The sequence below is a fragment of the Aeromonas media genome, from assembly GCF_000819985.1.
Classification (GTDB): domain Bacteria; phylum Pseudomonadota; class Gammaproteobacteria; order Enterobacterales; family Aeromonadaceae; genus Aeromonas; species Aeromonas media.
Genome location: NZ_CDBZ01000155.1, coordinates 24,153 through 48,828 on the forward strand (window position 1 = coordinate 24,153; position 24,676 = coordinate 48,828).

Annotated in this window: 18 protein-coding genes and 1 pseudogene; 11 read left to right on the plus strand and 8 right to left on the minus strand. The window is 62.2% G+C overall.

Going from position 1 to position 24,676, the window contains the following annotated elements:
* Nucleotides 1–27: 27 nt before the first annotated feature.
* From BN1127_RS13630 to grpE, 5 genes are all read right to left on the minus strand, one after another.
* Entirely contained in the window at nucleotides 28–1,005 is a 978-nt protein-coding gene (locus BN1127_RS13630) for an aminoimidazole riboside kinase (RefSeq protein WP_081805653.1), read from the minus strand.
* Between the two features lie 112 nt (nucleotides 1,006–1,117).
* Nucleotides 1,118–2,608: a carbohydrate porin gene (locus BN1127_RS13635; RefSeq protein WP_082030107.1), complete on the minus strand. Its 1,491-nt coding sequence runs from the start codon at nucleotides 2,606–2,608 to the stop codon at nucleotides 1,118–1,120.
* A gap of 262 nt (nucleotides 2,609–2,870) precedes the next feature.
* On the minus strand, nucleotides 2,871–3,998 hold the full coding sequence (gene dnaJ, locus BN1127_RS13640) for a molecular chaperone DnaJ (RefSeq protein ID WP_042649830.1): 1,128 nt from the start codon (nucleotides 3,996–3,998) through the stop codon (nucleotides 2,871–2,873).
* A 112-nt stretch (nucleotides 3,999–4,110) separates the two neighbouring features.
* Nucleotides 4,111–6,036: a molecular chaperone DnaK gene (dnaK, locus tag BN1127_RS13645; RefSeq protein WP_042649831.1), complete on the minus strand. Its 1,926-nt coding sequence runs from the start codon at nucleotides 6,034–6,036 to the stop codon at nucleotides 4,111–4,113.
* Between the two features lie 334 nt (nucleotides 6,037–6,370).
* A complete protein-coding gene (grpE, locus tag BN1127_RS13650; RefSeq protein WP_042649832.1) occupies nucleotides 6,371–6,946 on the minus strand; it encodes a nucleotide exchange factor GrpE in 576 nt (191 codons plus the stop codon).
* A gap of 264 nt (nucleotides 6,947–7,210) precedes the next feature.
* Here grpE and nadK point away from each other — a divergent pair, with 264 nt between their 5' ends.
* A complete protein-coding gene (gene nadK / locus BN1127_RS13655) occupies nucleotides 7,211–8,095 on the plus strand; it encodes an NAD(+) kinase (RefSeq protein ID WP_042649833.1) in 885 nt (294 codons plus the stop codon).
* A gap of 39 nt (nucleotides 8,096–8,134) precedes the next feature.
* On the opposite strand, the gene BN1127_RS13660 is transcribed toward nadK, so the two are convergent.
* Nucleotides 8,135–9,295 (minus strand): GGDEF domain-containing protein, encoded by a 1,161-nt coding sequence (locus BN1127_RS13660; protein WP_042649834.1) that lies wholly within the window; start codon nucleotides 9,293–9,295, stop codon nucleotides 8,135–8,137.
* A 335-nt stretch (nucleotides 9,296–9,630) separates the two neighbouring features.
* Here BN1127_RS13660 and recN point away from each other — a divergent pair, with 335 nt between their 5' ends.
* The 8 genes from recN (at nucleotide 9,631) to BN1127_RS13700 (ending at nucleotide 20,692) form a co-directional block, all read left to right on the plus strand.
* A complete protein-coding gene (recN, locus tag BN1127_RS13665) occupies nucleotides 9,631–11,295 on the plus strand; it encodes a DNA repair protein RecN (RefSeq protein ID WP_042649835.1) in 1,665 nt (554 codons plus the stop codon).
* Nucleotides 11,296–11,809: 514 nt separating this feature from the next.
* Nucleotides 11,810–12,691: a DHH family phosphoesterase gene (locus tag BN1127_RS13670; protein WP_005332594.1), complete on the plus strand. Its 882-nt coding sequence runs from the start codon at nucleotides 11,810–11,812 to the stop codon at nucleotides 12,689–12,691.
* Nucleotides 12,692–13,088: 397 nt separating this feature from the next.
* Complete coding sequence (locus tag BN1127_RS13675) at nucleotides 13,089–13,529, plus strand: universal stress protein (RefSeq protein ID WP_005332596.1); 441 nt, start codon at nucleotides 13,089–13,091, stop codon at nucleotides 13,527–13,529.
* 243 nt (nucleotides 13,530–13,772) lie between these two features.
* Entirely contained in the window at nucleotides 13,773–14,936 is a 1,164-nt protein-coding gene (locus BN1127_RS13680; RefSeq protein WP_005332598.1) for an efflux RND transporter periplasmic adaptor subunit, read from the plus strand.
* Nucleotides 14,933–16,972, plus strand: coding sequence for a MacB family efflux pump subunit (locus tag BN1127_RS13685; protein WP_042649836.1), 2,040 nt, complete (start codon nucleotides 14,933–14,935; stop codon nucleotides 16,970–16,972). The genes BN1127_RS13680 and BN1127_RS13685 overlap by 4 nt, the downstream gene beginning before the upstream one ends.
* A gap of 68 nt (nucleotides 16,973–17,040) precedes the next feature.
* Nucleotides 17,041–18,390, plus strand: coding sequence for an efflux transporter outer membrane subunit (locus tag BN1127_RS13690; RefSeq protein ID WP_005332609.1), 1,350 nt, complete (start codon nucleotides 17,041–17,043; stop codon nucleotides 18,388–18,390).
* A gap of 131 nt (nucleotides 18,391–18,521) precedes the next feature.
* Nucleotides 18,522–19,328, plus strand: coding sequence for a siderophore-interacting protein (locus BN1127_RS13695; RefSeq protein WP_005332611.1), 807 nt, complete (start codon nucleotides 18,522–18,524; stop codon nucleotides 19,326–19,328).
* A 257-nt stretch (nucleotides 19,329–19,585) separates the two neighbouring features.
* Nucleotides 19,586–20,692 (plus strand): 3-deoxy-7-phosphoheptulonate synthase, encoded by a 1,107-nt coding sequence (locus BN1127_RS13700; protein WP_041205359.1) that lies wholly within the window; start codon nucleotides 19,586–19,588, stop codon nucleotides 20,690–20,692.
* 475 nt (nucleotides 20,693–21,167) lie between these two features.
* Here the strand turns inward: BN1127_RS13700 and BN1127_RS13705 are convergent, their stop codons facing one another.
* Complete coding sequence (locus BN1127_RS13705) at nucleotides 21,168–21,575, minus strand: H-NS family histone-like protein (RefSeq protein ID WP_042649837.1); 408 nt, start codon at nucleotides 21,573–21,575, stop codon at nucleotides 21,168–21,170.
* 408 nt (nucleotides 21,576–21,983) lie between these two features.
* The gene (gene dsdC, locus BN1127_RS13710) at nucleotides 21,984–22,928 is read right to left on the minus strand and encodes a DNA-binding transcriptional regulator DsdC (protein WP_042649838.1); all 945 of its coding nucleotides are present in this window, start codon (nucleotides 22,926–22,928) and stop codon (nucleotides 21,984–21,986) included.
* A 230-nt stretch (nucleotides 22,929–23,158) separates the two neighbouring features.
* Between dsdC and dsdX the strand changes: the two genes are divergently transcribed.
* Nucleotides 23,159–24,496 carry a D-serine transporter DsdX gene (gene dsdX / locus BN1127_RS13715; RefSeq protein ID WP_042649839.1) on the plus strand — a complete coding sequence of 446 codons (1,338 nt, stop codon included), beginning with the start codon at nucleotides 23,159–23,161 and terminating at the stop codon, nucleotides 24,494–24,496.
* 17 nt (nucleotides 24,497–24,513) lie between these two features.
* A pseudogene (locus tag BN1127_RS22160) lies at nucleotides 24,514–24,676 on the plus strand (D-serine ammonia-lyase); the annotation flags it as partial.

Below are 24,676 nucleotides of genomic sequence, written 5' to 3' on the forward strand. Positions count from 1 at the left end.
GAGATTAAGGGCTGTTGAGCTGTGGTTCTAGCCGCAGATCAACGGCCGCTTGCGCTCGATCGCGCCCAATAGCAAAAATTCATCCAGCTGGGTGCGGGTGGGCAGCGCCGTCATGGCCCCCTTGGCGGTGGTGGCGAGCGCCCCGCAGCCGTGGGCCTGAGCCAGGATGGCGGGCAGCTCGACCAGCGTCGGTAGTGACGAACGCCCGGCCAGCGCCGCCAGGAGACCGGCGACAAAGGCATCCCCTGCCCCCGTGGTGTCGAGCGGGGTCACCTTGGGCCCTACCCACTCCAGCAGCTCTCCACCCAAACGGGCCACCACACCGGCCGCCCCCCGGGTCACCAGCACCAGGGCGGGCCCTTGTATGGTGGCCAAGCCCCCAGCCAGATCGTCCAGACCGCTCAGCAGTTGCAGCTCCTCCACCGAGAGCTTGACCACATCCGCCAGGGCGATGGCTTCGCGCACCACGGGCAGCATCTCGGCGGAGTTGCCCCACACTTCGGGCCTCAGGTTGGGGTCGAAGCAGACCCGCCCCCCGACCGCCCGTATGGTCGCCATGGCCTGCCGGCAGCTGCCGCGCACCGGCTCGTTAGCCAGGGCGATGGAGCAGGTCAGCAGCCACTGCCCGGCCTGGAAGACCGGCAGATCGGCGGGGCTCAGGAACTGATCGGCACTGGGGCGCACCATGAAGGTGAAGCTGCGTTCACCCTCGTCATCGAGCGCAACCAGCACTGTGCTGGTGCGATGGGCCGGATCCTGGGTCAGATGACGGATATCGACGCCCTCCGCCACCAGGGTCTCGGCCATAAAGCGGCCAAACGGATCGGCGCCGACCCGGCCGATAAAGGCCGCATCGCCACCAAGCCGTGCCACCCCGACCGCCACATTGGCGGGCGCACCACCCGGACACTTGAGGTAGTGCACCTCCCCTTCCGGGATAAGATCCACCACCGCATCCCCCATTACCCACACACGATTCGTCACCTTGCTACTCCACTGCTGCACAGGATTTGCCAGAGCCGGGCTCTGTTCTCTTGGTCGGCATTATCAGCTAAACCGTTTTAGCTAACCAACAGATCCCGGCACCTGCTGCCATTTTTGTGATCGGGATAACGAACTAGAACCAGGTTTCCATCTGCACGCCAAAGTTCCACTCACCCCCGGCGGTGAAATCGTTCTGGCCCATGGCGTCGTCGCTGGCGTAGCTGTCGAGCTCGGAGGACCAGTCCATCCAGGTGGCGAATACCCGCAACTCGGGCCGCTCGAAGAAACCGGCGGTCTGCGCCTTGAAGGTGGGCGCGAAGGTGAGCTTGGTGAAGTTGCCGCTCACCGCCTGACGTCCCTTGTAGCCCTTGGGATCCAGGTCCATGTACTGCCAGGCGGCCTCGTAGACTAGCTCCACGTTCTGGCTCAGCACCTGGGCCACCCGGGTGTTGAGGGTCAGCCACTGATACTCGTCCCCCTTCACGTAGCGATCCAGGCTCTGCTCCGCCAGCAGGGCCGGGGCGACACGCCAGCGCGGAGCAAGATCGGTTGCACCGAACACAGCCAGGCGCACCGCATCGGCGTCCGCCAGCAACTCGCTGTCGGAGCCCAGCCCCTTGAGCTCGGCCCCCAGGCCATGACCGTAGAGCACCGCCGCCTTGGAGAAGCCGGGGTTGATGCCAAAGAAGCTGTCGGCGTGGTAGGCCACCAGGGTGTGCGCCCCCTTGTTCGCCGCCTCGCTGCCAACGCCACCGTCGTTGATGCGCGCCTCGTTGTCCTTGGCGGAGAGGCCGTTCAGCATCCACTGCCAGTTGCCGAAGCGGTTGTTCATGGTGAGGATGTAGCTCTCTATGTCCGAGAGGCCGCTGGCGCTGATGTCGCCGTAGTCACGGCCGTAGAGGGAGAAGTTCGCCTTCCAGCTGTCGGCCAGCTGCACGTCGTAGACGCCGCCACCTGTCCCGGCCAGGAAGACCACGTCCGAGTCGAGCCAGTGGATGTCGAAGTTGTCCCGATCGAAGCGCTTGCCCGCCCAGAGCACAGAGTGCTGGAAGGGGCCGCTGAAGCTCGCCAGGTCGCCGATTTCGGCAAACACCTGACGGGTGTTGAGGCTGGAATCGCTGGCGGTCCAGTCGTTGCTGGTCTCCACTCCGTCCGCCAGCATCAGCTTGTAGCGGGCCCAGCTGCCGTCATCAAAGGTCTGGGTCTTCAGCAGATTCGCTTCCATGTAGGTGTCGTCTTCGTTGCCAAGGCGACCCACGGCCCCGCCCACAGAGCCGGCCGGCGTCACGTAAGGGCCGCCGCGCCCGCCGTTGCCGTTGCTGTTGACCAGGAGGCCCGAGCGGGCGTAGCCGTGAAACTCGAAGCCCTGGGCACCGGCGGTCTGCTTGTCCACCTTCTCGCTCTGGGCCTTGGCCACCACGGCTGTCTCCCGGGCTTCGCTCGCCTTGCTCTGGGCCTCGTCGGCCCGCGCTTCGGCGGCGGCGGCGCGGGACTCTGCCGCCTGCACCCGTGCCTCCAGCGCCGCCAGACGCGCCTCTATACCGCCCTCGGCCGCCCACAGCGGGCTGCTCATCCCCAATCCCAGCGCCACCGCCAGCGCCAACTTGCTCTTGAACATCGTCATCTTCCTCACCTGTCATCTGCCGCCCGTCCGGGCGCTGTTGTTATGGACGAGCAGAGAATAGCTAAACCGCTTTAGCTAACTCAATATGCCAGCTAAACCGTTTCAGCCACTTGTGATCAGAGTAACGTTTGCACAGAGAAAACCGCCGGGAGTTGTGAGGAGGATCCCTCATCGGGATCCACTCAATAGGGCGGATCCGGGGCAAATGGCAGGCAAAAAGAAAGCCGGCACTGAAGGCCGGCTTGGGTCACGCGGGTAGCGATTACTTGGTCAGATCGTCGAAGAAGCGTTTCACCCCTTCGAAGAAGCCTTCGGATTTCGGCTTGTGGGTCTTGGCGGCGGCACCGCTGAAGGACTCGTCCAGCTGGCGCAGCAGATCTTTCTGGGTCTCGGTCAGCTTGACCGGGGTCTCGATCACCACCTTGCACATCAGATCCCCCACCTGGCCGGAGCGCACGGACTTGACGCCCTTGCCCCGCAGGCGGAACAGCTTGCCGGTCTGGGTTTCCGCCGTGACCTTGAGCTTGACCCGGCCATCCAGGGTCGGCACTTCGATCTCGCCGCCGAGCGCCGCCGTGGTGAAGCTGATGGGCACCTCGCAGTAGAGATCGTTGCCGTCACGCACGAAGATCTCGTGCTCCTTGACGTGGACCTGTACGTAGAGATCCCCGGCCGGTGCGCCGGCCTCCCCCGCTTCCCCTTCGCCGGAGAGACGGATGCGATCGCCGGTATCGACGCCCGCCGGGATCTTCACCGACAAGGTCTTGGTCTTCTGGTAGCGCCCTTCCCCATGGCACTTGCGGCACGGATCCTTGATGATCTTGCCGCGACCGTGACAGTGGGGGCAGGCCTGCTGCACCGCGAAGAAGCCCTGGCGCATCTGCACCTGACCGGAGCCGTGGCAGGTCGGGCAGGTATGGGCCTGGCTGCCGGTGTGGGCACCGGATCCGTTGCAGACCTCGCAATGGACCTGGGTCGGGATCTTGATCTCCTTGGAGACCCCGCGCACCGCCTCTTCCAGGGTCAGCTCCATGTTGTAGCGCAGGTCGGAGCCACGGGCCGGGCCGCGACGACCACCCCCACGACCACCGAAGATGTCACCAAACACATCGCCGAAGATGTCACCGAAATCGGCACCACCACCGTGGCCGCCGCCCTGGCTCTGATCCACGCCGGCATGACCGTACTGGTCATAGCGGGCACGCAGGTTCTCGTCGGTCAGGACCTCGTAGGCTTCCTTGACCTCTTTGAACTTCTCTTCCGATGCGGCATCACCCTGATTGCGATCCGGGTGATACTTCATCGCCAGACGCTTGTACGCCTTCTTGATCTCGCGCTCGTCGGCACCTTTCGATACCCCGAGCACTTCGTAGAAATCGCGCTTCGACATACTCATCCTGTTCTACTTAAGCCGTTATGCAGACGGGCGTTGGTTACCCAACGCCCGTGAAATCATTGACTGAGCCGATGGGCAGAGTCTGCTCTGCCCATCTGGGTTGGGCTTATTTCTTGTCGTCTTTCACTTCTTCGAACTCGGCGTCGACCACGTCGTCGTCAGCCTTGGCGGAAGAAGAGGAGTGACCGGCCTCGGCACCGGCGCCTTGCGCCTGAGCCTGCTGCTGGGCAATCTCCATCAGCTTCTGGGACGCTTCCATCAGAGCCTGTTGCTTGGCTTCGATGGCAGCCTTGTCGTCACCCTTGATGACGGCTTCCAGCTCGGACAGTGCAGTTTCGATCTTGGTCTTGTCGTCGGCAGGCAGGGCGTCACCGGCTTCGGTGACCTGCTTGCGGACCGAGTGGACCAGACCGTCAGCCTGGTTGCGGGTCTGCACCAGCTCTTCGAACTTCTTGTCTTCCGCCGCGTTGGCTTCGGCTTCCCGTACCATGCGCTCGATCTCGTCATCAGACAGACCAGAGGAGGCCTGGATGGTGATCTTCTGCTCCTTGTTGGTCTCCTTGTCTTTCGCGGAGACGTGCAGGATACCGTTGGCGTCAATGTCGAAGGTCACTTCGATCTGCGGCAGACCGCGCGGTGCCGGACGGATGCCTTCCAGGTTGAACTGGCCCAGGGACTTGTTGTCGCTGGCACGCTTGCGCTCACCCTGCAGCACGTGAATGGTCACGGCAGACTGGTTGTCTTCGGCAGTGGAGAACACCTGGGACTTCTTGGTCGGGATGGTGGTGTTCTTCTCGATCAGCGCAGTCATCACGCTGCCCATGGTTTCGATACCCAGAGAGAGCGGGGTCACGTCCAGCAGCAGTACGTCTGTCTTGTCACCGGACAGTACGGCACCCTGGATGGCAGCACCCATGGCCACGGCTTCGTCCGGGTTGACGTCTTTACGCGGCTCTTTGCCAAAGAAGTCGGCAACGGTCTTCTGAACCAGCGGCATACGGGTCTGACCACCCACCAGGATGACGTCGTCGATCTCGCCAACTGCCAGACCGGAGTCTTTCAGGGCGACACGGACCGGCTCCAGGGAGTCTTTCACCATGTCTTCCACCAGGGATTCCAGCTTGGCGCGGGTCACCTTGATGTTCATGTGCTTCGGACCTGTGGCATCTGCGGTGATGTACGGCAGGTTGACGTCGGTCTGCTGGGCGGAAGAGAGCTCGATCTTGGCTTTCTCGGCGGCATCTTTCAGACGCTGCAGAGCCAGCTGGTCGTTGCGCAGGTCGATGCCCTGCTCGCGCTTGAACTCGTCTACCAGGTAGTTGATGACGCGGTTGTCGAAGTCTTCACCACCCAGGTGGGTGTTACCGTTGGTCGCCAGTACTTCGAAGGTGGTTTCACCTTCCACTTCGTCGATCTCGATGATGGAGATGTCGAAGGTACCGCCGCCCAGGTCATAGACGGCAACCTTGCGCTCGCCCTTGACCTTGTTCACGCCATAGGCGAAGGCCGCAGCAGTCGGTTCGTTGATGATGCGTTTTACATCCAGACCGGCGATGCGACCGGCATCCTTGGTGGCCTGACGCTGGGCGTCGTTGAAGTAGGCCGGTACTGTGATGACCGCTTCGGTCACCGGCTCGCCCAGGTAATCCTCGGCGGTCTTCTTCATCTTCTTCAGCACTTCGGCAGAGATCTGCGGCGGTGCCATTTTCTTGCCTTTGACTTCTACCCAGGCGTCACCGTTGTCAGCCTTGGCGATGGCGTACGGCATGATCTTCAGATCGCGCTGTACTTCTTCATCTTCGAAACGACGGCCAATCAGACGCTTGATAGCGAACAGCGTGTTTTTCGGGTTGGTGATGGCTTGGCGCTTGGCCGGCTGACCAACCAGGATTTCGCCGTCATCGGCATAGGCAATGATGGACGGAGTAGTACGGTCGCCTTCCGCGTTCTCGATCACGCGAGCATGGTCGCCATCCAGAATAGCAACGCAGGAGTTGGTAGTACCCAGGTCAATACCGATGATTTTACCCATTTGACGAATCTCCAAATACTTTGAATAAACTGGCGAGGGGCTCGCCTTAAATACGTTAACGGCTAGGTGGGGCCTGCCACTGTGGCTTTCAAGCACCCGACATCAAATTCTTTCCGTGTCACCTAAGTTTCCATGCCACTGAAATCAGATGCCGCCGTGGCCTTGCCACCTATATGGGGTCTCGAGCCGACGCTTCAAGCCCTGACCTTAAAAAACCGCGCATTCTTGCCCCTTGGGCGCAAGAGTGCTTGCCAAATGGCGCCAGAAAATACCCTGATGGCGCCGCTACCAATAAAAAGCCCGCCGAGCGGCGGGCTCAGCACAGCGACGGAGCTCAGGCCGGGGCCTTGGAGACCATCACCATGGCCGGACGGATCACCCGACCGTTGAGTTCATAGCCCTTCTGCATCACGGCGATGACGGTGTTCGCCGCCACTTCGGCATTGTCGATCATGCTGATCGCCTGATGGGCGTTGGGATCGAACGGCTGGTTCAGCGGATCCAGCGGGAGCAGGCCAAACTTGGCCACCGAGCTCTGCATGGATTTGAGGGTCAGCTCGACCCCTTCGATCATCGGCTTGAGCGCCTCATTTTCCTTGTCGGCCAGCTCGATGGCACGCTCCAGGTTGTCCAGCACCGGCAGCAGCTCGCCGGCGAACTTCTCCAGCGCGAACTTGTGGGCCTTCTCCACGTCCTGAGCGGCGCGGCGACGCAGGTTTTCCATCTCGGCGACGGCACGCACGGCGCGTTCACGCTCTTCCAGGGAAGCCTGCTGGGCTGCCTCCAACTGGGCCTCCAGCTCGGCAATGCGGGCCTGCTCGGCTGTCACTTCACTGTCTACATCGGTCGGCTCGACTGGCTGGGCTTCCACTTGCTCCATCGCTTCAACCTTTTGTTCTTCGTGGCTCATGACATCTCCAATATTCAGGGGTTACTTACGAGGGGTTGCTGACGTTCAGGTAAGCGACACGCGTCAACGGACCCTGTGTTGGCGCTATTATGGGGACGCAGCCCCGTCTTTCAAGGGGAAAAGGGCATATCAGGCGCAATGCCTGCCACCAGCCGGCCAGGTTGCCGCTTTTCGGGGCCGATTGCGCCAAGGGGCATGGAGACAGACAAATCCCCGGCAAAGCGCGGTATACTCCCCGCAAGACTTCCCCAGACCCGATAACCTATGGATTCTCCGTTCAAAACCATCGCCCTGATCGGCAAGCCCCATCATGAAGGGGCCAACCAGACCCTCAGCGGCCTGCATCAATACCTGAGTACCCGCGGTTTTCGGGTGCTGCTGGAGAGCCGGGTCGCCCAGACCTTAGGGCTCTTGGGTGACAACGTGATGGATCTGGTGCAGCTCGGTGAGCAGGCGGATCTGGCCATAGTGGTCGGCGGTGACGGCAACATGCTGGGGGCGGCCCGGGTGCTGTCCCGGTTCGATGTGGCTGTGATAGGGGTGAACCGGGGCAACCTCGGCTTCCTGACCGATCTCTCCCCCCAGGATTACCTGCTGCCCCTGGAGCAGGTGCTCTCCGGCCACTTCAAGAGCGAGCACCGCTTCCTGCTGGAGGCTGCCGTCTATCGCCACGGCGAGCGCAAGTCGAGCAACCTGGCGGTCAACGAGGCGGTGCTGCACCCGGGCAAGATAGCCCACATGATAGAGTTCGAGGTCTATATCGATGGCAGCTTCATGTACAGCCAGCGCTCGGACGGCATCATAGTCGCCACCCCCACCGGCTCCACCGCCTACTCCCTGTCGGCGGGGGGCGCCATCCTCACCCCCAAGCTCAACGCCATCACGCTGGTGCCCATGTTCCCGCACACCCTGAGCAGCCGTCCCATAGTGCTGGACGCGGACAGCGAAGTGCGGCTGCTGGTCTCGCCGGACAATCAGGATGACGCCATGCAGGTGAGCTGCGACGGTCAGGTAACCCTGGCGGTCCACCCGGGGGACGAGATCCTCATCAAGAAGAGCCAGCACAAGCTGCACCTGGTGCATCCGCTGGATTACAGCTACTTCCACGTGTTGCGCAACAAGCTCGGCTGGGGCAGCAAGCTGTTCTAGAAAGCGGGCCCTGGCCGACGCGAGCCTGAAGGCGAGGGCCTAGCCCTCGCCGCCCTCAACCAGCCGAAGCGGTCCGGGTTCGAGCTGCAGATGCACGCCATTTCTCCCCGCTGCCTTGACCCTGTACATGGCCTCGTCGGCCTTCGTCAGCAAGTGCGCCAACCCTGTCTCTGCACAGGCGCAGACGCCCCCCACACTGACCGTCACCCCCTCGCACGGCGGGCAGGCCCCCTGACGGGAGCCCGTCTCTATCTGACGGCGGATCCGGTCGCAGATGTCATGGGCCATCTGGCCGTTCACCCCTCCCATGATGAGGGCGAACTCCTCGCCACCTATGCGCCCCACCAGATCATCCTTGCGCGCCTCGGCCACCAGCACCCTGGCCACGTAGCGGATCACCTCGTCACCACAGCCGTGACCAAATCGATCATTGACGCGCTTGAAATGGTCTATGTCGAGCACCACCACGCAGCGCATCTGCCCCGGCAACGCCCGCTCCCCCAGCCTGAACAGGCCGCGCCGGTTGAGCACCCCGGTGAGGGGATCCCGCTCCGAGAGGGCCAGCAGTGCCTGCTCCGCCTCCACATAGGCCACCAGGGGCAACAGCAGTACCGAGCCTATGGTCAGCACCATGTGCATGAAGAAGATGCCATCGAGCAGCCCGTCTCCGTTGCCCATGCGACTATCAGGCCCCAGCAAGAGCAGCACCCCCTGGCTCAGCAGTATGGTGAAATGCAGCAGATAAATGGCAGCGACGGCATGGAGCACCCGCTTCTGGTGCCGGCTGAGGGAGACAATCAGGCAGGCACACCAGAGGTAGACCACCGATTCCATCAGGGCCAGCACAATGCGCACCTCGAAGCGGCTAGACAGCCCCAGATAGGCAAGCAGCAACAGGGCAACCCCTCCCCACAGGGTGCGGGGGCGCCAGGACAGACCATAGAGGGCATAAAAGCCGGCCAGCAACAGCAATATGCTCAGGAGGGAGACCAGGCCACCGACCCTGATCCCCAGGGCCGGATGACCACTCCCTATCCCCAGGCTGAGCAACAGGATGGAGAGGGAGAAGAGAAAGGCCGACAGGGACCAGAACAGAAAGTTGCACCGACCCGGCTTCAAGAAGTGGATGAACAACATGAGCAATGCCGACATCAGATTGATTGCCAGGGAGATCAGCAGCAGGGTCGGGGTGTGGATCATCGTGACGCATCCTTGGTGTGAGGCACGGTGGCCTGCCCGTTGAACCTGAGCCATGCCTGTCTCGAGTGTGTCTCAGTCACCCCGACTCCACAAGTTCACTGCCTCGACAAGACCCCATAAAGGTGAACGAATTCAGGTTCATCGCGCACCTTGCCTCAGGATCACATCCCCCATGGGATGCCATGACGGCTCAGTGTCACTCTCTGCGCAACCTCCTCGCACAGCCCCTTATCCCTTTGCTCGACAAAAAATCCCGCCACGCACACTTTACTGTATATAAGACCAGTATATACTGGATGCATACACAGTAATGTTGACCCATACAGGATGAGACCATGCTGACCCAGCTGACCGTCAACAACTTCGCCATCGTCAAGTTTCTCGAACTCGATCTGCAATCCGGCATGACCTGCATCACAGGGGAGACGGGGGCAGGCAAATCCATTGCCATCGACGCCCTCGGCCTTTGCCTCGGCGAGCGGGCCGAAGCCAGCATGGTGCGACCGGGCAGCGACAAGACGGAAGTCAGTGCCCGTTTCCTGCTGGACGGCAATCCCGCCGCCCGCGCCTGGCTTGCCACCAACGAGCTGGAGAACGACGGGGAGTGCATCGTTCGGCGGGTGCTCTCCGCCGAGGGCCGCTCGCGCAGCTACATCAACGGCGTCCCCGTCCCCCTGGTGCAGCTCAAGAGCCTGGGCCAGTTGCTGGTCAACGTTCACGGCCAGCACGCGCATCAGCTGTTGCTCAAACCCGACTATCAGCTCGCCCTGCTGGACGGCTATGCCGGTCACCACCTGCTGCTCGATGAAGTGCGCCAGCACTATCAGCAGTGGCGCCAGCTGCAGAACGAGCTCAACCGCCTCAAGGCCGAGCAGCAGCAGCGGGAGGCCCGCCGCCAGCTCATCGAGTATCAGGTGCAGGAGCTGGATGAGTTCGCCCTGCAACCCGGGGAGTTTGAAGCCATCGAAGAGGAGCACCAGCGTCTCGCCAACGGCACCGAGCTGATGCAGGAGTGCGGCTATTGCCTCGACCTGCTCTATGACAACGAAGAGACCACCATCGCCGGCCTGCTGCAGGTGGCGGTGGACAGAGCCGAGACCCTGGTCGGCATGGACAGCCGCCTTGGCAATGTGCTCGGCATGCTGAATGAAGCCCTGATCGGTGTGCAGGAGAGCCACAGCGAGCTGCGCAGCTATCTGGATCTGCTGGAGCTGGACCCCGAGCGTTTCAACGAGCTGGAGGCCCGCCTCTCCAAGGCGATCAACCTGGCCCGCAAGCACCACGTCAAACCCGCCGAGCTGGCCCAGTTCCACCAGGATCTGGCCAGCGATCTCGCCCGCCTCCACTCCGATGAGGAGCGGTTGGAGGGGATGGAGGATGAACTGGCCGAGGCCCGTCAGGCCTTTGTCCAGGCGGCAGAGGTGCTCAGCCAGAGCCGTCAGCGCTATGCTCTGGAGCTGGCCACCCAGGTGACCGCCAGCATGCACGAACTGGCGATGCCCGATGGCCGCTTCGCCATCGAGGTGCGCCCCGACGCCCAGAGCAGCCTCTCCCCCCTCGGCATAGACCGGGTGGAGTTCATGGTCACCACCAACCCCGGGCAGCCTATCCAGCCGCTGGGCAAGGTGGCCTCCGGCGGCGAGCTGTCGCGCATCAGCCTCGCCCTGGTGGTGATCAGTGCCCGCAAGATCTCCACCCCCACCCTGATTTTCGACGAGGTGGATGTGGGGATCAGCGGCCCGACGGCAGCCGTGGTGGGCCGCCTGCTGCGTCAGCTCGGCGAATCCACCCAGGTGATGGTGGTCACTCACCTGCCCCAGGTGGCCGGCAAGGGTCACCAGCACATGGTGGTCAGCAAGCACACGGACGGCAAGACCACGGAGACCCAGATGCAGGCGCTCAACCAGGGTGCCCGCCTCAACGAGCTGGCCCGTCTGCTGGGGGGGGATCAGATCACCGACAACACCCTGGCCAATGCCCGCGAGCTGCTTGCCTCATGAGGGCAGTGGGCAAGCCATCGACGCCGCTCGCCGCCTCAGGGGCGGCGAGCCATCCAGTCTTCGTCGACATGAGCGTAAGTGAGTCATCAACCTTCCGACGCCAGCTCTAAGTGGCATGTCATCAACCTTCATGGTGACCTAACCGGAGGGAGAGCCACCAAGCCACCCGGCGACCGGTACGGGGGTCAGTGATCAACCGCCCCGGTTGCCTGACCAAAGCAGCGGATCCTGGCCCCCTTGTACGGCCCGCCCGAGGCGCAGAGTCATAGCCCCCGGCACTAGCACAGAGCCACCCTATGCCTTGGCAGCCAGGCGCCAAGTACTACCAAGGGCTTGGGTCGATGGCGTGCTCCCGGCACCTCCCCCAACCCTCGGCGCCCCAAGCGAAGAGAGGCCGAATTTGCCCCCCTGGCCGCCAGACAGTAGAGTGGAACCGACTCGGGCCCCATGGCCCCCTCTGGCCCGGCGCCGCGACATGCGGCCGAGACCATCACCCGACATCAGGAACCACCTCATGCTTCATGTCTTTGGCCACAAGAATCCCGACAGCGACAGCATCTGCACCGCGCTGGTCACCGCCGACTGGCTCAACCGTCAGGGTCGTCCCGCCCAGGCCTATGCATTGGGTGAACCCATTGCCGAGACCCGCTTCATCCTGGAGACGGCGGGCGTGGCGGCCCCCCCGGTTCTGACGGGCAGCGTCGCCAACAAGCCGGTCTTTCTGGTGGATTTCAGCGAACTGGAGCAGGGGCCGGAGGGGCTGGCCGAGGCCGATGTGCAAGGCCTCATCGATCACCACCGCATCGGCACCCTCATCACCCGTGGCCCCCTCGACGCCTGGATCAGGGCGGTCGGGTGCAGTGCCACAGTGCTGCTGGAGCTGATGGGCCATGACAATCTGTCCCGCGCCCAGGCCAGGTTATTGCTTGGGGCCATCATCAGCGACACCTTCAACTTCACCTCCCCCACCACCACGGCAGAGGACAGGCTCGCGGTCGAGCGGCTGCTGCCCATCGCCGATCTGGTCCTGGCCCCCTTTGCCCAGACCCTGCTGGAGCGGCGCACCCAGTTGGGCGATACCCCCCTGTGTGAGCTGCTCGTTGCCGACGAGAAGGCCTATCAGATAGCGAGCCATTCCCTCATGGTCAGCCAGATCTGCGTGATGGACCCGAGCCAGATCCACAGCCGGATGGAGGAGCTGCATCACGCCATGGCTCAGAGGCTGACCCTGGACTCGCTGGACGGCTATGTCTTGATGCTGACCGATCTGGCCAGGGGGAGCAGCGAGCTCCACTTTGCCAGCAGGGGCATACTGCCAGCCGAGCCGGTTCACCTGGCGGGGGCCCTCAGCCGCAAGAAAGAGGGGCTTCCCTGGTTGACCAGACAGCTGTCATAAGCCCCCAGCCAGGCCCTGTCACAGTGGCGGCCCGCCGACCGCCACTGTGGTTGCCCCCCTTCGGCATAGGATCCCTGCACCTTGGCTCGAAGCCGGGTGAGCAGCATGATCCCCAGGCACAGCCAAGATAAACCCCACGGCTGTGCTACCCATGGACCCTTTACCAATCTCATTCCTCCATCAAGGGGGCCATGGACGGCATGTCTTCATTTTCCATTCAACTGCGTCTGTTATGCTGATGTAAACAAAGGTGATTTTGCGCGCCCTCCCCGACAAAGGATGAAGTCTGGCGCTCAAGACAGACGAGTGAGAACCATGCAATACAGGGCGGGATCATTGTGGTAGGGGGCAGATCCTTTGTCCCCGGTGACCCGCGCCATGCCAAGGAGAACTGCTGATGACCCACACCAACATAGTGCTGTTGCTGGAAGGCAAGGATTACGAGCAGGAGACGCTGGCCAAGGCGAGCCGCCTGGCACAGGGGCTGGGGTGCGCTCTGACCCTGTTGCACCTGACGCACAGCAGCAAGGTGCGCCGCAAGAGCCTGTCGCTGTCCGAGGAAGAGCGCAGTGCCCAGGGAACCCTGGATGCCAAGGCCATCATCAGCGAACTCATCACCCTGCTGCCCCATCCGGTGGATTACCACTGCCTGGTGGTCGATGACGTGGTCAGGGATCTGGGCCAGTGGCTGAGCACCCACCCTGCCTCGCTCCTGCTGGTCGGCAGCCGCCACCACTGGATGGAGGGATCCTTGGCCCGCCTGCTTATCTACAAGCTGCCCGTCGATATCCAGATCTGCCACGAGCCCTATGCCGAGCAGCTCAAGGCCGTCGGCTGAGTACCCGGGAGCCCGCTCAACGAGCGGGCTCCCTGCATTTCTCCCCTCGGTAGACCTCACGCCCCCTTGCACAGCCCCCAGCGGATATCATGCCGGCCTCCCCCTCTCCTCCGGCGGTCACCCGGCCCCTTAATTGACAACTTCATCTACATGATTTCTTACACATTGCTCGCTTCTTTTTAAGTGCCATTTGCTGCAGGATATCGCCCTTGCACGCCTTCGCTCGTTTCGTTCAGGTGATAAATGAAGACTCTTCCAAAACCAGGCAAATATGCCCTGCTTGCCCTGGCACTGCTGGCCCTCGTGGTCTGGCTGGCCTGGCCCGGCAAGACCCAGGGCCCGGTGCTAACCGCCACAGTGACCCGTCAGGATGTGGAGCAGACGGTGCTGGCCAGCGGTGTACTGCAGGCCATAGAGCAGGTGGATGTGGGAGCCCAAGTCTCGGGTCAGGTCACCTATCTGGCGGTGGAAGCCGGGCAACAGGTCAAGCAGGGAGATCTGCTGGCAGAGATAGATCCCCTTATCGCCCAGAACAACCTCAAGACCGCGGAGGCCGAACTGGTCAGCCGCCGTGCCCAGCTCAAGATCAAGCAGGCCCAGCTCAAGCAGAACGAGTTGACCTGGCGCCGCCAGCAGCAGATGTTCCGGCAGGAGGCGAGCTCTCGAGCAGATCTTGAGAGCGCCGAAGCGCAGCTCGCCGTCACCCGGGCCGAACTGCAAAGCACCCAGGCCGATATAGACAACGCCCTGATCAAGGTGGAGCGTGCCAAGACGGAGCTCGGCTATAACCGCATCCAGGCCCCCATGGATGGCACAGTGGTCAGCATAGTGACCCGCCAGGGGCAGACCCTGGCCGCCAGCCAGACGGTCCCGACCCTGCTCAAGCTCGCCAACCTCGATACCATGACGGTCAAGGCGCAGATCTCGGAGGCGGATGTCACCAAGGTCAGAGCCGGCATGCCGGTCTACTTCACCCTGATCGGAGACCCGGACCGCCGCTATCACGGCACCCTGCGCACGGTCGAGCTGGCCCCCACCAACATCAACGAGCAGAGCGCCAACACCACGACCACCAGCAATGCCGCCATCTACTATTACGCCCTGTTCGATGTGCCCAACCCCGACCATCAGCTGAGGGTCGCCATGACGACCCAGGTCACCATAGTGCTGGGTGAACGCAAACAGGTATTGGCCATCCCCCAGACCGCCCTCGGCAAGAAGCTGGGGGAGCACGAATATGAAGTCACCCTGCTCAAGGAGGACGGGCAGAAAGAGACCCGCCGCATCAAGACCGGCATGAAGGATGACATCAAGATAGAGGTGGTGAGCGGCCTGAACGAGCAGGACAAGGTCATCCTGGATCAGGGCAAGCCCGTCCAGCACGATGAGAGTGAGATGGCACCGTGAGCGAGCCCCTGATCCAGCTCAAGGGCATAGAGCGCCGCTATCAGAGCGGGGAGCACGAGGTGACCGTGCTGCACCCGCTGGATCTGGCCATAGCGGCGGGGGAGATGGTGGCCATCGTCGGTGCCTCCGGCTCTGGCAAGTCCACCCTGATGAACCTGCTGGGCTGCCTCGATCGCCCGAGCGGCGGCCAATACCTGTTTCGTGGTCAGGACACCGCCGGCCTGGATGCCCTGGCCCTGGCACGACTGCGTTGCCACCACTTCGGCTTCATCTTCCAGCGCTACCATCTGCTGCCCCATCTGGATGCGGCCGCCAACGTGGAGATCCCCGCCATCTATGCCGGCACCTCCCGCCCCGAGCGCCAGATACGTGCCCGCACCCTGCTGACCCGCCTGGGCTTGAGCGATCGCAGCCACCACAGGCCGGGCCAGCTCTCCGGCGGCCAGCAGCAGCGGGTCAGCATAGCCCGGGCGCTGGCCAATGGCGGCGAGGTGATCCTGGCGGACGAGCCCACCGGCGCCCTCGACAGCCACAGCGGCAAGGAGGTGATGGCCATCCTGAAGGAACTGCACGCCCAGGGTCACACCATCATTCTGGTGACCCACGACATGGCGGTGGCCAACCACGCAAATCGCATCATCACCCTGCGGGACGGACGCGTGGTGGAAGACAGCGGCCAGCTGGCTGCCAGCTCCCCCATCTCCCCGGATAAAGCCCACGGGGTGGAAGAGCGTCAGCAGATAGCACAAGCCGCCACCGACCCAGCCGCCGGGCAGAAAGCCCACGAGCCAGCGCCGGACCGGATCCCAGCCGCGTCAGTCGCCAGACGCGGCAGCCAGGGCTGGGATCGCTACCGGGAGGCGGGTCGCATGGCCCTGCACGCCATGCTGGCCCACCGCATGCGCACCTTCCTCACCATGCTCGGCATCATCATCGGTATCGCCGCCGTGGTCAGCGTGGTGGCGCTGGGCCAGGGGGCCCGCGCCAAGGTGATCGACGACATCAACGCCATGGGCACCAATACCATCGACATCTTCCCCGGCAAGGACTGGGGCGACGAGAAGGCCGCCAGCATCCAGACCCTGAACGAGCGGGATCTCGACGCCCTGCTCGGCCAGCCCTATCTGGAGGGGGCCAGCCCCCAGATCGCCACCTCGGGTCAGCTCCGTTATCGCAACAAGACCAGCAGTGGCAGCGTGGTGGGAGTCGGCAGCGACTTCTTTCGGGTCAAGGGGATGACCCTCACCCAGGGCCGACTGCTCGACGAGCGGGACATCCGCAGCCGGGCGGCGGTGGCCGTGGTGGATGGCAAGACCATCACGAGCCTGCTCGGCAAGACGGATCCCGTCGGCCAGGTGGTGCTGGTCGGCACCCTACCGGTGCGCATCGTGGGGGTCGTCAGCCAGGAGACCGGCTTCGGCCGCAGCAGCCAGTCGGTCAATGTCTGGCTGCCTTACAGCGCCGTGATGAGCCGCCTCATCTCCCAGAGCCACTTCAGCCAGATCACCATAAGGGTCAAGGACGGGGTCCAGCCCGCGCTGGCCGAGCAGGCCGCAGTGGCGCTCTTGACCCAGCGCCACGGGGTGAAGGATTTCTTCACCTTCAGCAGCGACAGCATCGTCAAGTCGGTGGAGAAGACCACGGCCACCCTGACGCTGCTGGTCTCCGCCATTGCGGTGATCTCCCTCATCGTCGGTGGGGTCGGGGTGATGAACATCATGCTGGTGTCCGTGGTGGAGCGCACCCGCGAGATAGGGATCCGCATCGCCGTCGGCGCCCGCCAGTCCGACATCCTGCAGCAGTTTCTGATCGAGGCTGTGATGGTCAGCCTGCTGGGGGGCCTGCTCGGTATCGGCCTTGCCATGTTCATCGGGTTTGTCTTCTCCCTGCTCGTGGAAAGTTTCCAGATGCGCTTTTCGCTCTTCTCCATCCTGATGGCCTTCGGTTGCTCCTCGCTCATCGGGATCCTGTTTGGTTACCTGCCCGCCCGCAATGCGGCCCGGCTCGATCCGGTCGAGGCACTGGCGAGGGAATGATGATGCACAACTTGTCCGGCCCGAGGCTTCGCCTCTCATCCAACCAACAGCGCAGCCTCTTGTCGAGAATGGCGCTCAGCCTGGTGCTCACCACCTGCCTCGGTGCCTGCAGCCAGCAGAGCACCTACCACAGGCCCGAACTGGACGTGGCGCCAGCGTGGCAGCAGGATGCCCGGGATCTTGGCGGCCTGCAGGCCGGGCTCTGGTGGCAGGGGTTCCGGGATCCCGCCCTCGACCAGCTGGTCGATGAGGTGCTCGCGGCCAACCCGGACATGCAGGTCGCGGGGCTCAGGCTCAAGAGCGCCCTGCTCGGTGCCGATCTCGCCGACACCAACCTCACCCCGTCGGTCAACGCCAGCCTGGGGGCGAGCGGCAACAAGAACATGAAGGATGGCAGCGCCAGCAGCAACCTTGGCCCTTCCTTCAACCTGAGCTATGAAGTGGATCTCTGGGGCAGACTGGCCGCGGCAAGGGATCAGGCGCAGTGGGAGGCACAAGCCAGCGAACAGGATCTGGCCGCCACCCGATTGCTGCTCATCGGCAAGACCCTGGAGCAATACTGGCAGCTGGCCTACCTCGGCTCGGCCATCTCCCTGGGCGAGCGTCAGCTGGCCAACTACGAGCGGATAGAGCGGCTGACCCGGGCAAAATATGACGCCGGGGCCGTCACCCGCCTCGATCTGGTGCAGGCCAGCCAACAGAAAGCCGGCAAACAGGCGGAGCTCTCCTCCCTCACCCTGCAACGGGAGCAGGCCGGCAATGCCCTGCGCCTGCTGCTCGGCCGCAGCAGCGGTCCGCTGGAGTTCGCCCCGACCTCCCTCGCCATGGGCCCCATTCCGACGCTGGCGGTCGGCATCCCGGCCGATGTGCTGAGCAGGCGCCCAGACGTGCGGGCCGCCGAGCTGCGCCTTCGCAAGACGCTGGCCAGGGGTGACGAGATCCGTACCGGTTTCTACCCCACCCTCAGCCTCACCGGTGGCGCCAGCACCACCTCGGACACCCTGACCCAGGTGCTGCAGAACCCGGTGGGGACCCTGGGTGCGACCCTGGCGCTTCCCTTCCTCGAGTACAACAAGACCCGGCTCTCCATCGCGAGCTCCGAGATTGACTATCAGATAGCCGAGACCGAGTTTCGCAAGCAGCTCTATACGGCCCTGCTGGAGGTGGAAGACGGCCTGGCCGCTCGCCAGCAGGGGGAGCAGCGACTGCGTTATCTCGAGCAGCAGCTGGCCTACGCCAAAGAGGCCGAGCGGCTGGCGGGGGCCCGTTTCCTGGCAGGCGCCACCGGGGTTCAGCCCTGGCTGGACGAGCAGAATCGACTGTGGGATGCCGAGCTCGGCGTGCTGGCCCAGCAACAGAGCCAGCTAAAGACCATGGCCGGGATCTACCGGGCGCTGGGAGGCAGCGATCGGAGCTAGAGCCAGGTCAACCCCACGGCAGCCAGCATGGCCTCCATGCTGGCTGCCCTTGCCCTCACCCGCCACAAAGCAATTGATAATAATTTTCATTTAATGAAAAATGAGCGCTCTCGTCTGTCAGGAGTACTCAAATGTCACAGTCCGCCCCGGTCAATCGCCCTCGCCTGCTCACCGTCAAGCATGTCCACGATGTGAGTCCTCATCTGCGCCGAGTCTGCCTGACCAGCCCTGAACTGGCGGATTACCCCTTCAGCTGTGGCGGTGCCCATATCAAGATCATGCTGCCCCGGCCGGGCCAGAGCGAGGTAGTGCTGCCAACCCCGACCCCCAAGGGGCCCCGTTGGGAAGATCCGAGCCAGAAACCCGTGATCCGCACTTTCACCATCCGCGCCTTCCGCCGCGAGACCCTGGAGATCGACATCGACTTCGCCCTGCACGGCGATGTCGGCCCCGCCAGCCGTTTCGCCCTCCACGCCAAGCCGGGGGACAGGCTCGCCATCTCGGGCCCGGGCGGCCCGGACCCCATGTTGCAGGTGGCCAAGCACTACTACATGGCAGGCGATCTCACCTCCCTGCCCGCCATCAGCGCCATGGCCGAGGTGATGCCGGCAGAGGCCCGGGGCCATATCGCGCTGTTGGTGCCCCATCAGGAAGATGTGCAGGATCTGTCGCTGCCCGAAGGGGTCAGCCTGCGCTGGTTTGTCGGCACGCCGGACCAGACCGGCCCTCTGGTGGAGCACTTCACCACCCTGCCCATGGCCGCCGAGGGGAGCTATTTCTGGTTCGGGGGGGAAGAGGGTCTGGTGGTGCCTCTGCGCCGTCATGTCAGGCGTGCGCTGGAGATAGATCGTTCACAGGTCTATGCGGTGCCTTACTGGCGCAGCGGCAAGGATGAAGACGCCTACCATCAGGATCGTCACGTCGTGATGGATAGCTGATAACACCCTGTATTCCTTGCACTTATCAGGCCTTCTCCCGCTCGGGCGCGGGCCTGGTTGCCATTCGCCCCTCCTTTTTACGGCCCGCCCCCCATCTCTGGTGATCCTCTCGGTAGTGCTTGCATTTGAGACGGACAGCAAGATAATGATAATCACTCTCAACAATGATGATGTGTGCCGGACGCAGATCCCAGATCCAAACGCCCGAGCGTTCCAGACACGTCGTCGACCCCATTTGCACAGCAAGGTAATCCCAGATGGCTGTTTTGAATTCGGTAATGCGCGCCTTCGCGGTGGAGGCGCTCCCCACCCCTGCCGACCTGTTGGCACAGCATCCCTGCTCGGCCGACATGGCGCAGCACATTGACCACCACCGCCACCAGGTGCGCCAGATCCTAAGTGGGGCAGACGATCGCCTGCTGGTGGTGATAGGCCCCTGCTCCATCCATGATCCCGTCGCCGCCCTCGACTATGCCAAGAGGCTGGCACGGCTCGCCGTCGCCTATGAGGACAGGCTGCAAATAGTGATGCGCACCTATTTCGAGAAGCCGCGCACCACAGTCGGCTGGAAGGGGCTGGTCTTCGATCCTCATCTCGATGGCAGCAACGACATCGGTCACGGGCTCCGCCTGGCCCGCCAGCTGCTGCTCGACATCAACCGGCTGGGGCTGGCCACCGCCACCGAGTTTCTCGATACCACCAGCTTCCTCTATCTGGCGGATCTCGTCAGCTGGGGAGCGATCGGTGCTCGCACCACAGAATCCCAGGTACACAGACAACTGGCCTCGGCCCTGCCCTGTCCGGTCGGCTTCAAGAACGGCACGGATGGCAACATCCGGGTGGCCATCGATGCCATCCTGGCCAGCGAGGCCTCCCATCTGTTCACCGCCCCCGGCAGCCAGGGGGGCATGGTGGTGATCAAGAGCGAGGGCAACCCAAGCGGCCATATCATATTGCGTGGCGGTACCCTGCCAAACTACCACCAGAGCGACGTGATGGACGCGGCCGAGCGCCTGGTGCGCCAGGGGCTCAACCCTCGGCTGATGGTGGATTGCAGCCACGGCAACAGCCAGAAATTGCACCAGAACCAGCTTCGGGTCGCCGAGGAGCTCTGCCGCCAATTGCGGGGCGGGAGCAATACCATCGCCGCCGTCATGGTCGAAAGCTTCCTGCAGGGGGGCAGCCAGAAACCGGCGCCACTGAGTGAACTGCAATATGGCTTGTCGGTCACCGATGCCTGCCTCTGCTGGGAGGAGAGTGAAACCCTGCTGGCCATGCTGGCCGATGCCATCGAGGCGCGTCGTCAATGTTCAAACAGGCGCGCCATTCCCCTTCGCAATGAAGTCAGCCAGCCTGTCAGCTAACACATTGCCTATTTCTCCACAGCGGGGTCGCCAGACCCCGATTCACATCTTCGGCCTGGGTAAATGACATTCACATATTGTCCTGGCAAGGGTGCCAAATAGAGCAGTCATGAGGGAAGAAATTGGTACAAGAGGGACAATGTCTCCCCATGATAGAAAAATGGGCAGACAGGCAGAGCGAGAGATACACCGGCAACCCCACCTATTTCATCCCATCGTGACGCCCGCTAATTTGTTGTCTTGTGCCATCAGAGATAACAAATGGGCTGTATGAGTCCTCATCGTGTGGCTGACAACACGCCACAGAGATTAGCTTCCCGCTAATGGATCCTTTTTATTGGCCCATGATGGTCATGGCTATTCCGGATAGGTAATCGTAATTCGGTGTCATCTTCTCTGGACAATAGAACAACAGGATCCTGAAAATAATAATGCCGCCCCTTGGGCGGCATTATTGATGAAGCGATCCTGGCAATCAGATCAGGAAGTCGTTCAGATCCTTGCCCAGCGCAACTTGCTCGGCAATGGCTTTGGGCATGCGGCCCTGGCCGGTCCAGGTCTTCTCCTGGCCATCTTCCTGATACTTGTATTTGGCAGGGCGCGGAGCGCGCTTGCTCTTGGTCGCGCCAGCAGCTGCCGGAGCGGCCACGCTGCCGATCAGCTCGCGCGGATCGATGCCAGCCTGTTGCAGCATCTCGGTAAACTCGCTCAGCTTGCGCTGACGCTCTTCCTGCTCGGCCCGCTCTTGCTCTACGTACTCGGCACGCTCGTTATATACCAGATCAAACTTTTCTTTCGCTTCTTGCAGTTGCTCAAACGGCAGTTCACGAATGGCAGCACGCAAGCTGCGAATGTTCAGCAGAACCTTCAGAAACTCGTTCATTACTTCCTCACAGAATTATTTTTGTATGTCACAGGGATTACACATTCTGAGAATAGCATGTCCGCTCGATAACAACATAATGATTTTATAGTGCCGGAGCAATTCCTGGCACCTGGATGTCATTATTCCCTGTGGTTAATTCACGCCGTCACTCTTATCAGATGGTCCACTCAACAGACATTATTTCTTCAACACAGCTTAATCGGTGCCAGTTTCCCAAAGTATTCATCAGCCAGATAAAAGAGGTGCCATCCAAGCACCGCCATGTATATATCCCACCCCATTTCGCCATCAACACAGCTCGGTGTTCCATGTACAAATATTGGCCGCACCATCCGGGCATCGGATGAAAAAGCACCATAGCCAAACCGTGCAGCGCCATGCATCAAGGGCACTCTTCTCCCTGGCTCAGCCAATTTCCTTTGCCTGGGCGCTTATCCATTCGATGAATGCCTGGATCTTGGGGCATTGGCGATGGGGGAGCGTGGCCATGTAGTAACGTTGATTGCAGCGAACCGCCTTGCCCGGGAAAGGCTCCACCAGTTCGTTGCGCTCCAGCCGCTGGCGCACCAGGTTCTTGCGGCCCATGGCCACGCCGGCGTGATTCATGGCGGCGATGATGGCGAGATCGGAACGATCGAAGCCCATGCTCGACTGGCAGCCATCGAGGGAGACATCCGCCTGACGGGCCCAGCTGCACCACTCGTCGGTATCCGAGTCATATCCCCAGGCCTGCCTGTCGTGCAACAGGCGACAGTGGCTCAAATGATCAGGGTTATTCAGCAACTGGTGTCGCTCGGCATATTCGGGGCTGCACACCGGCACCATGTATTCATCCATCAGCGGGTGGATGGCGAGCCGCTCCGGCACCTTGTCATCGAAATAGATCGTCAGATCGATACCATAGCCGTGCAGATTGACGTTCTCGTTGCCTGTCATGATGTTGAGATCGATCTGGGGATGCAGGCGAGAAAAATCCGCGAGCCGCGGCACCAGCCAGCACTGGGCGATGGAGGGACGGGAGTAGACGGTCAGGGAACCGGACAGCTCCTGGTTCTTGATCTCCAGGATCTCCTGGTTGATGAACTCCAGCGATGACTTGAGCGCCCAGAACACCCGCTGCCCTTCCGTCGTCAGCACCACCTTGCGATGAAAGCGCTGGAACAGCTTGAAGCCGAGCTCCTCTTCCAGGGCGCTGATCCTGTGGCTCACCGCACTCGGGCTGAGTGCCAGCTCATCCGCCGCCAGTGCAAACGAGCAATGGCGGGCCGCCGCCTCGAAGGTGTGCAGCTTGGCGAGCTGATAGCCGCTGAGCAGCTTGTTTCTCGATACATAGTTGTCTTCGGTATACATCAGCCTTCCCCATCACCGGCTCAACATCGCAGCCATGATATCCCGGACGACTCGATTTAAGATGAATTAACCGAACCCAAGTCACATAAATACGGCTAAATGTGATGAATGTGGCACCTTTGCATCAACTCAGCTCATCCAAGAGGCCATTTTCATCATTTGTCAGCCCGACGCCCTTCCCGTTCAATAGGCCCATCATTTATCTCTAATCATCCTTGTCGAGGCGCAGTATGAATTCTGAAGTGTGGGTCGTCGGTACCTTGCTGACTAGCATCATTCTGATTGTCGTCACCATAGTGAAGGGCAAGGTACATCCTTTCCTCGCCTTGCTGCTGGCGAGCTTCTATGTCGGCACCATGATGGGAATGAACCCCGTCAAGATGGTCAATGCCATGGAAGAGGGCATAGGCGGCACCTTGGGCTTTCTCGCCGCCGTCATCGGCCTTGGTACCATACTCGGCAAGATGATGGAGGTGTCGGGGGCAGCGGAGCGCATCGGCCTCGCCCTGCAGAAGTGCCGCTGGCTTTCGCCCCAGGTGATCATGGTGCTGGTCGGTCTGGTGTGCGGCATCACGCTGTTTGTCGAGGTCGGGGTGGTGCTGCTCATTCCGCTGGCCTTCTCCATCGCCCGCAAGACCAGAACCTCGCTGCTGACCCTGGCCATTCCGCTCTGTACCGCCCTGATGGCCGTGCACTGCATAGTGCCGCCCCACCCGGCCGCCCTCTATGTCACCAACCAGCTGGGTGCCGATGTGGGATCCGTCATCGTCTATGGTCTCGCGGTCGGACTCTTTGCCTCCCTGGTGGGCGGCCCGCTGTTCCTCAAAATGCTGGGTAAACGGGTGCCATTCAAGGAGGTACCCGCCGCCTTTGCCGACATCCAGGCCCGCGATGAGGCAAGCCTCCCTACCTTGAGTGCCTCCCTCTTCACCGTGCTGCTGCCCATCTTGTTGATGCTGGCCAAGACGGTGGCCGAGCTCAACATGGATCACGCAAGCCACCTCTATACCGTGCTGGAGTTTATCGGCAACCCCATCACCGCCATGTTCATCGCCGCCTTCACCGCCTATTACGTGCTGGGGATCCGTCAGCGCATGAAGATGGAAGGGCTGCTGGACCAGACAGAGCGGTGCTTCTCCTCCATTGCCAACATCTTGCTGATCATCGGCGCGGGTGGCGCCTTCAACGGCGTACTCAAGGCCAGCGGCCTGGGGGACAGCCTGGCGACCATCCTCTCCCAGCTGGACATGCACCCCATACTTCTGGCCTGGCTGGTCGCCATCATATTGCACGCCGCCGTGGGCTCGGCCACCGTCGCCATGATGGGGGCCACCGCCATCGTCTCCCCCATCATGGTGCACTACCCCGAGATAAGCCCCGAGATCATGACGCTCGCCATCGGCTCAGGCGCCATCGGCTGCACCATGGTGACAGACTCCCTGTTCTGGCTGGTCAAACAGTATTGCGGTGCCACCCTGAACGAAACGCTCAAGTACTACACCAGTGCCACCTTTGTCGCCTCCCTGATGGCGCTGGCCGGTACCTTCCTGCTCTCCTATATCGTGTAACAAGACCGAGACATCCCATGAAAAATATCGACGTCCAACCACTCATTACCCAATTCCCGCTGGTTCGCTCCCTGATCGCACTCGAACCCGTGACCTGGTTCAACCCCAAGGCCACCACGCTGGCGGTCGGTCTGCCCTATGTGGGCCTGGATGGCAACGATGTGGCGGATGCCTCCGCCC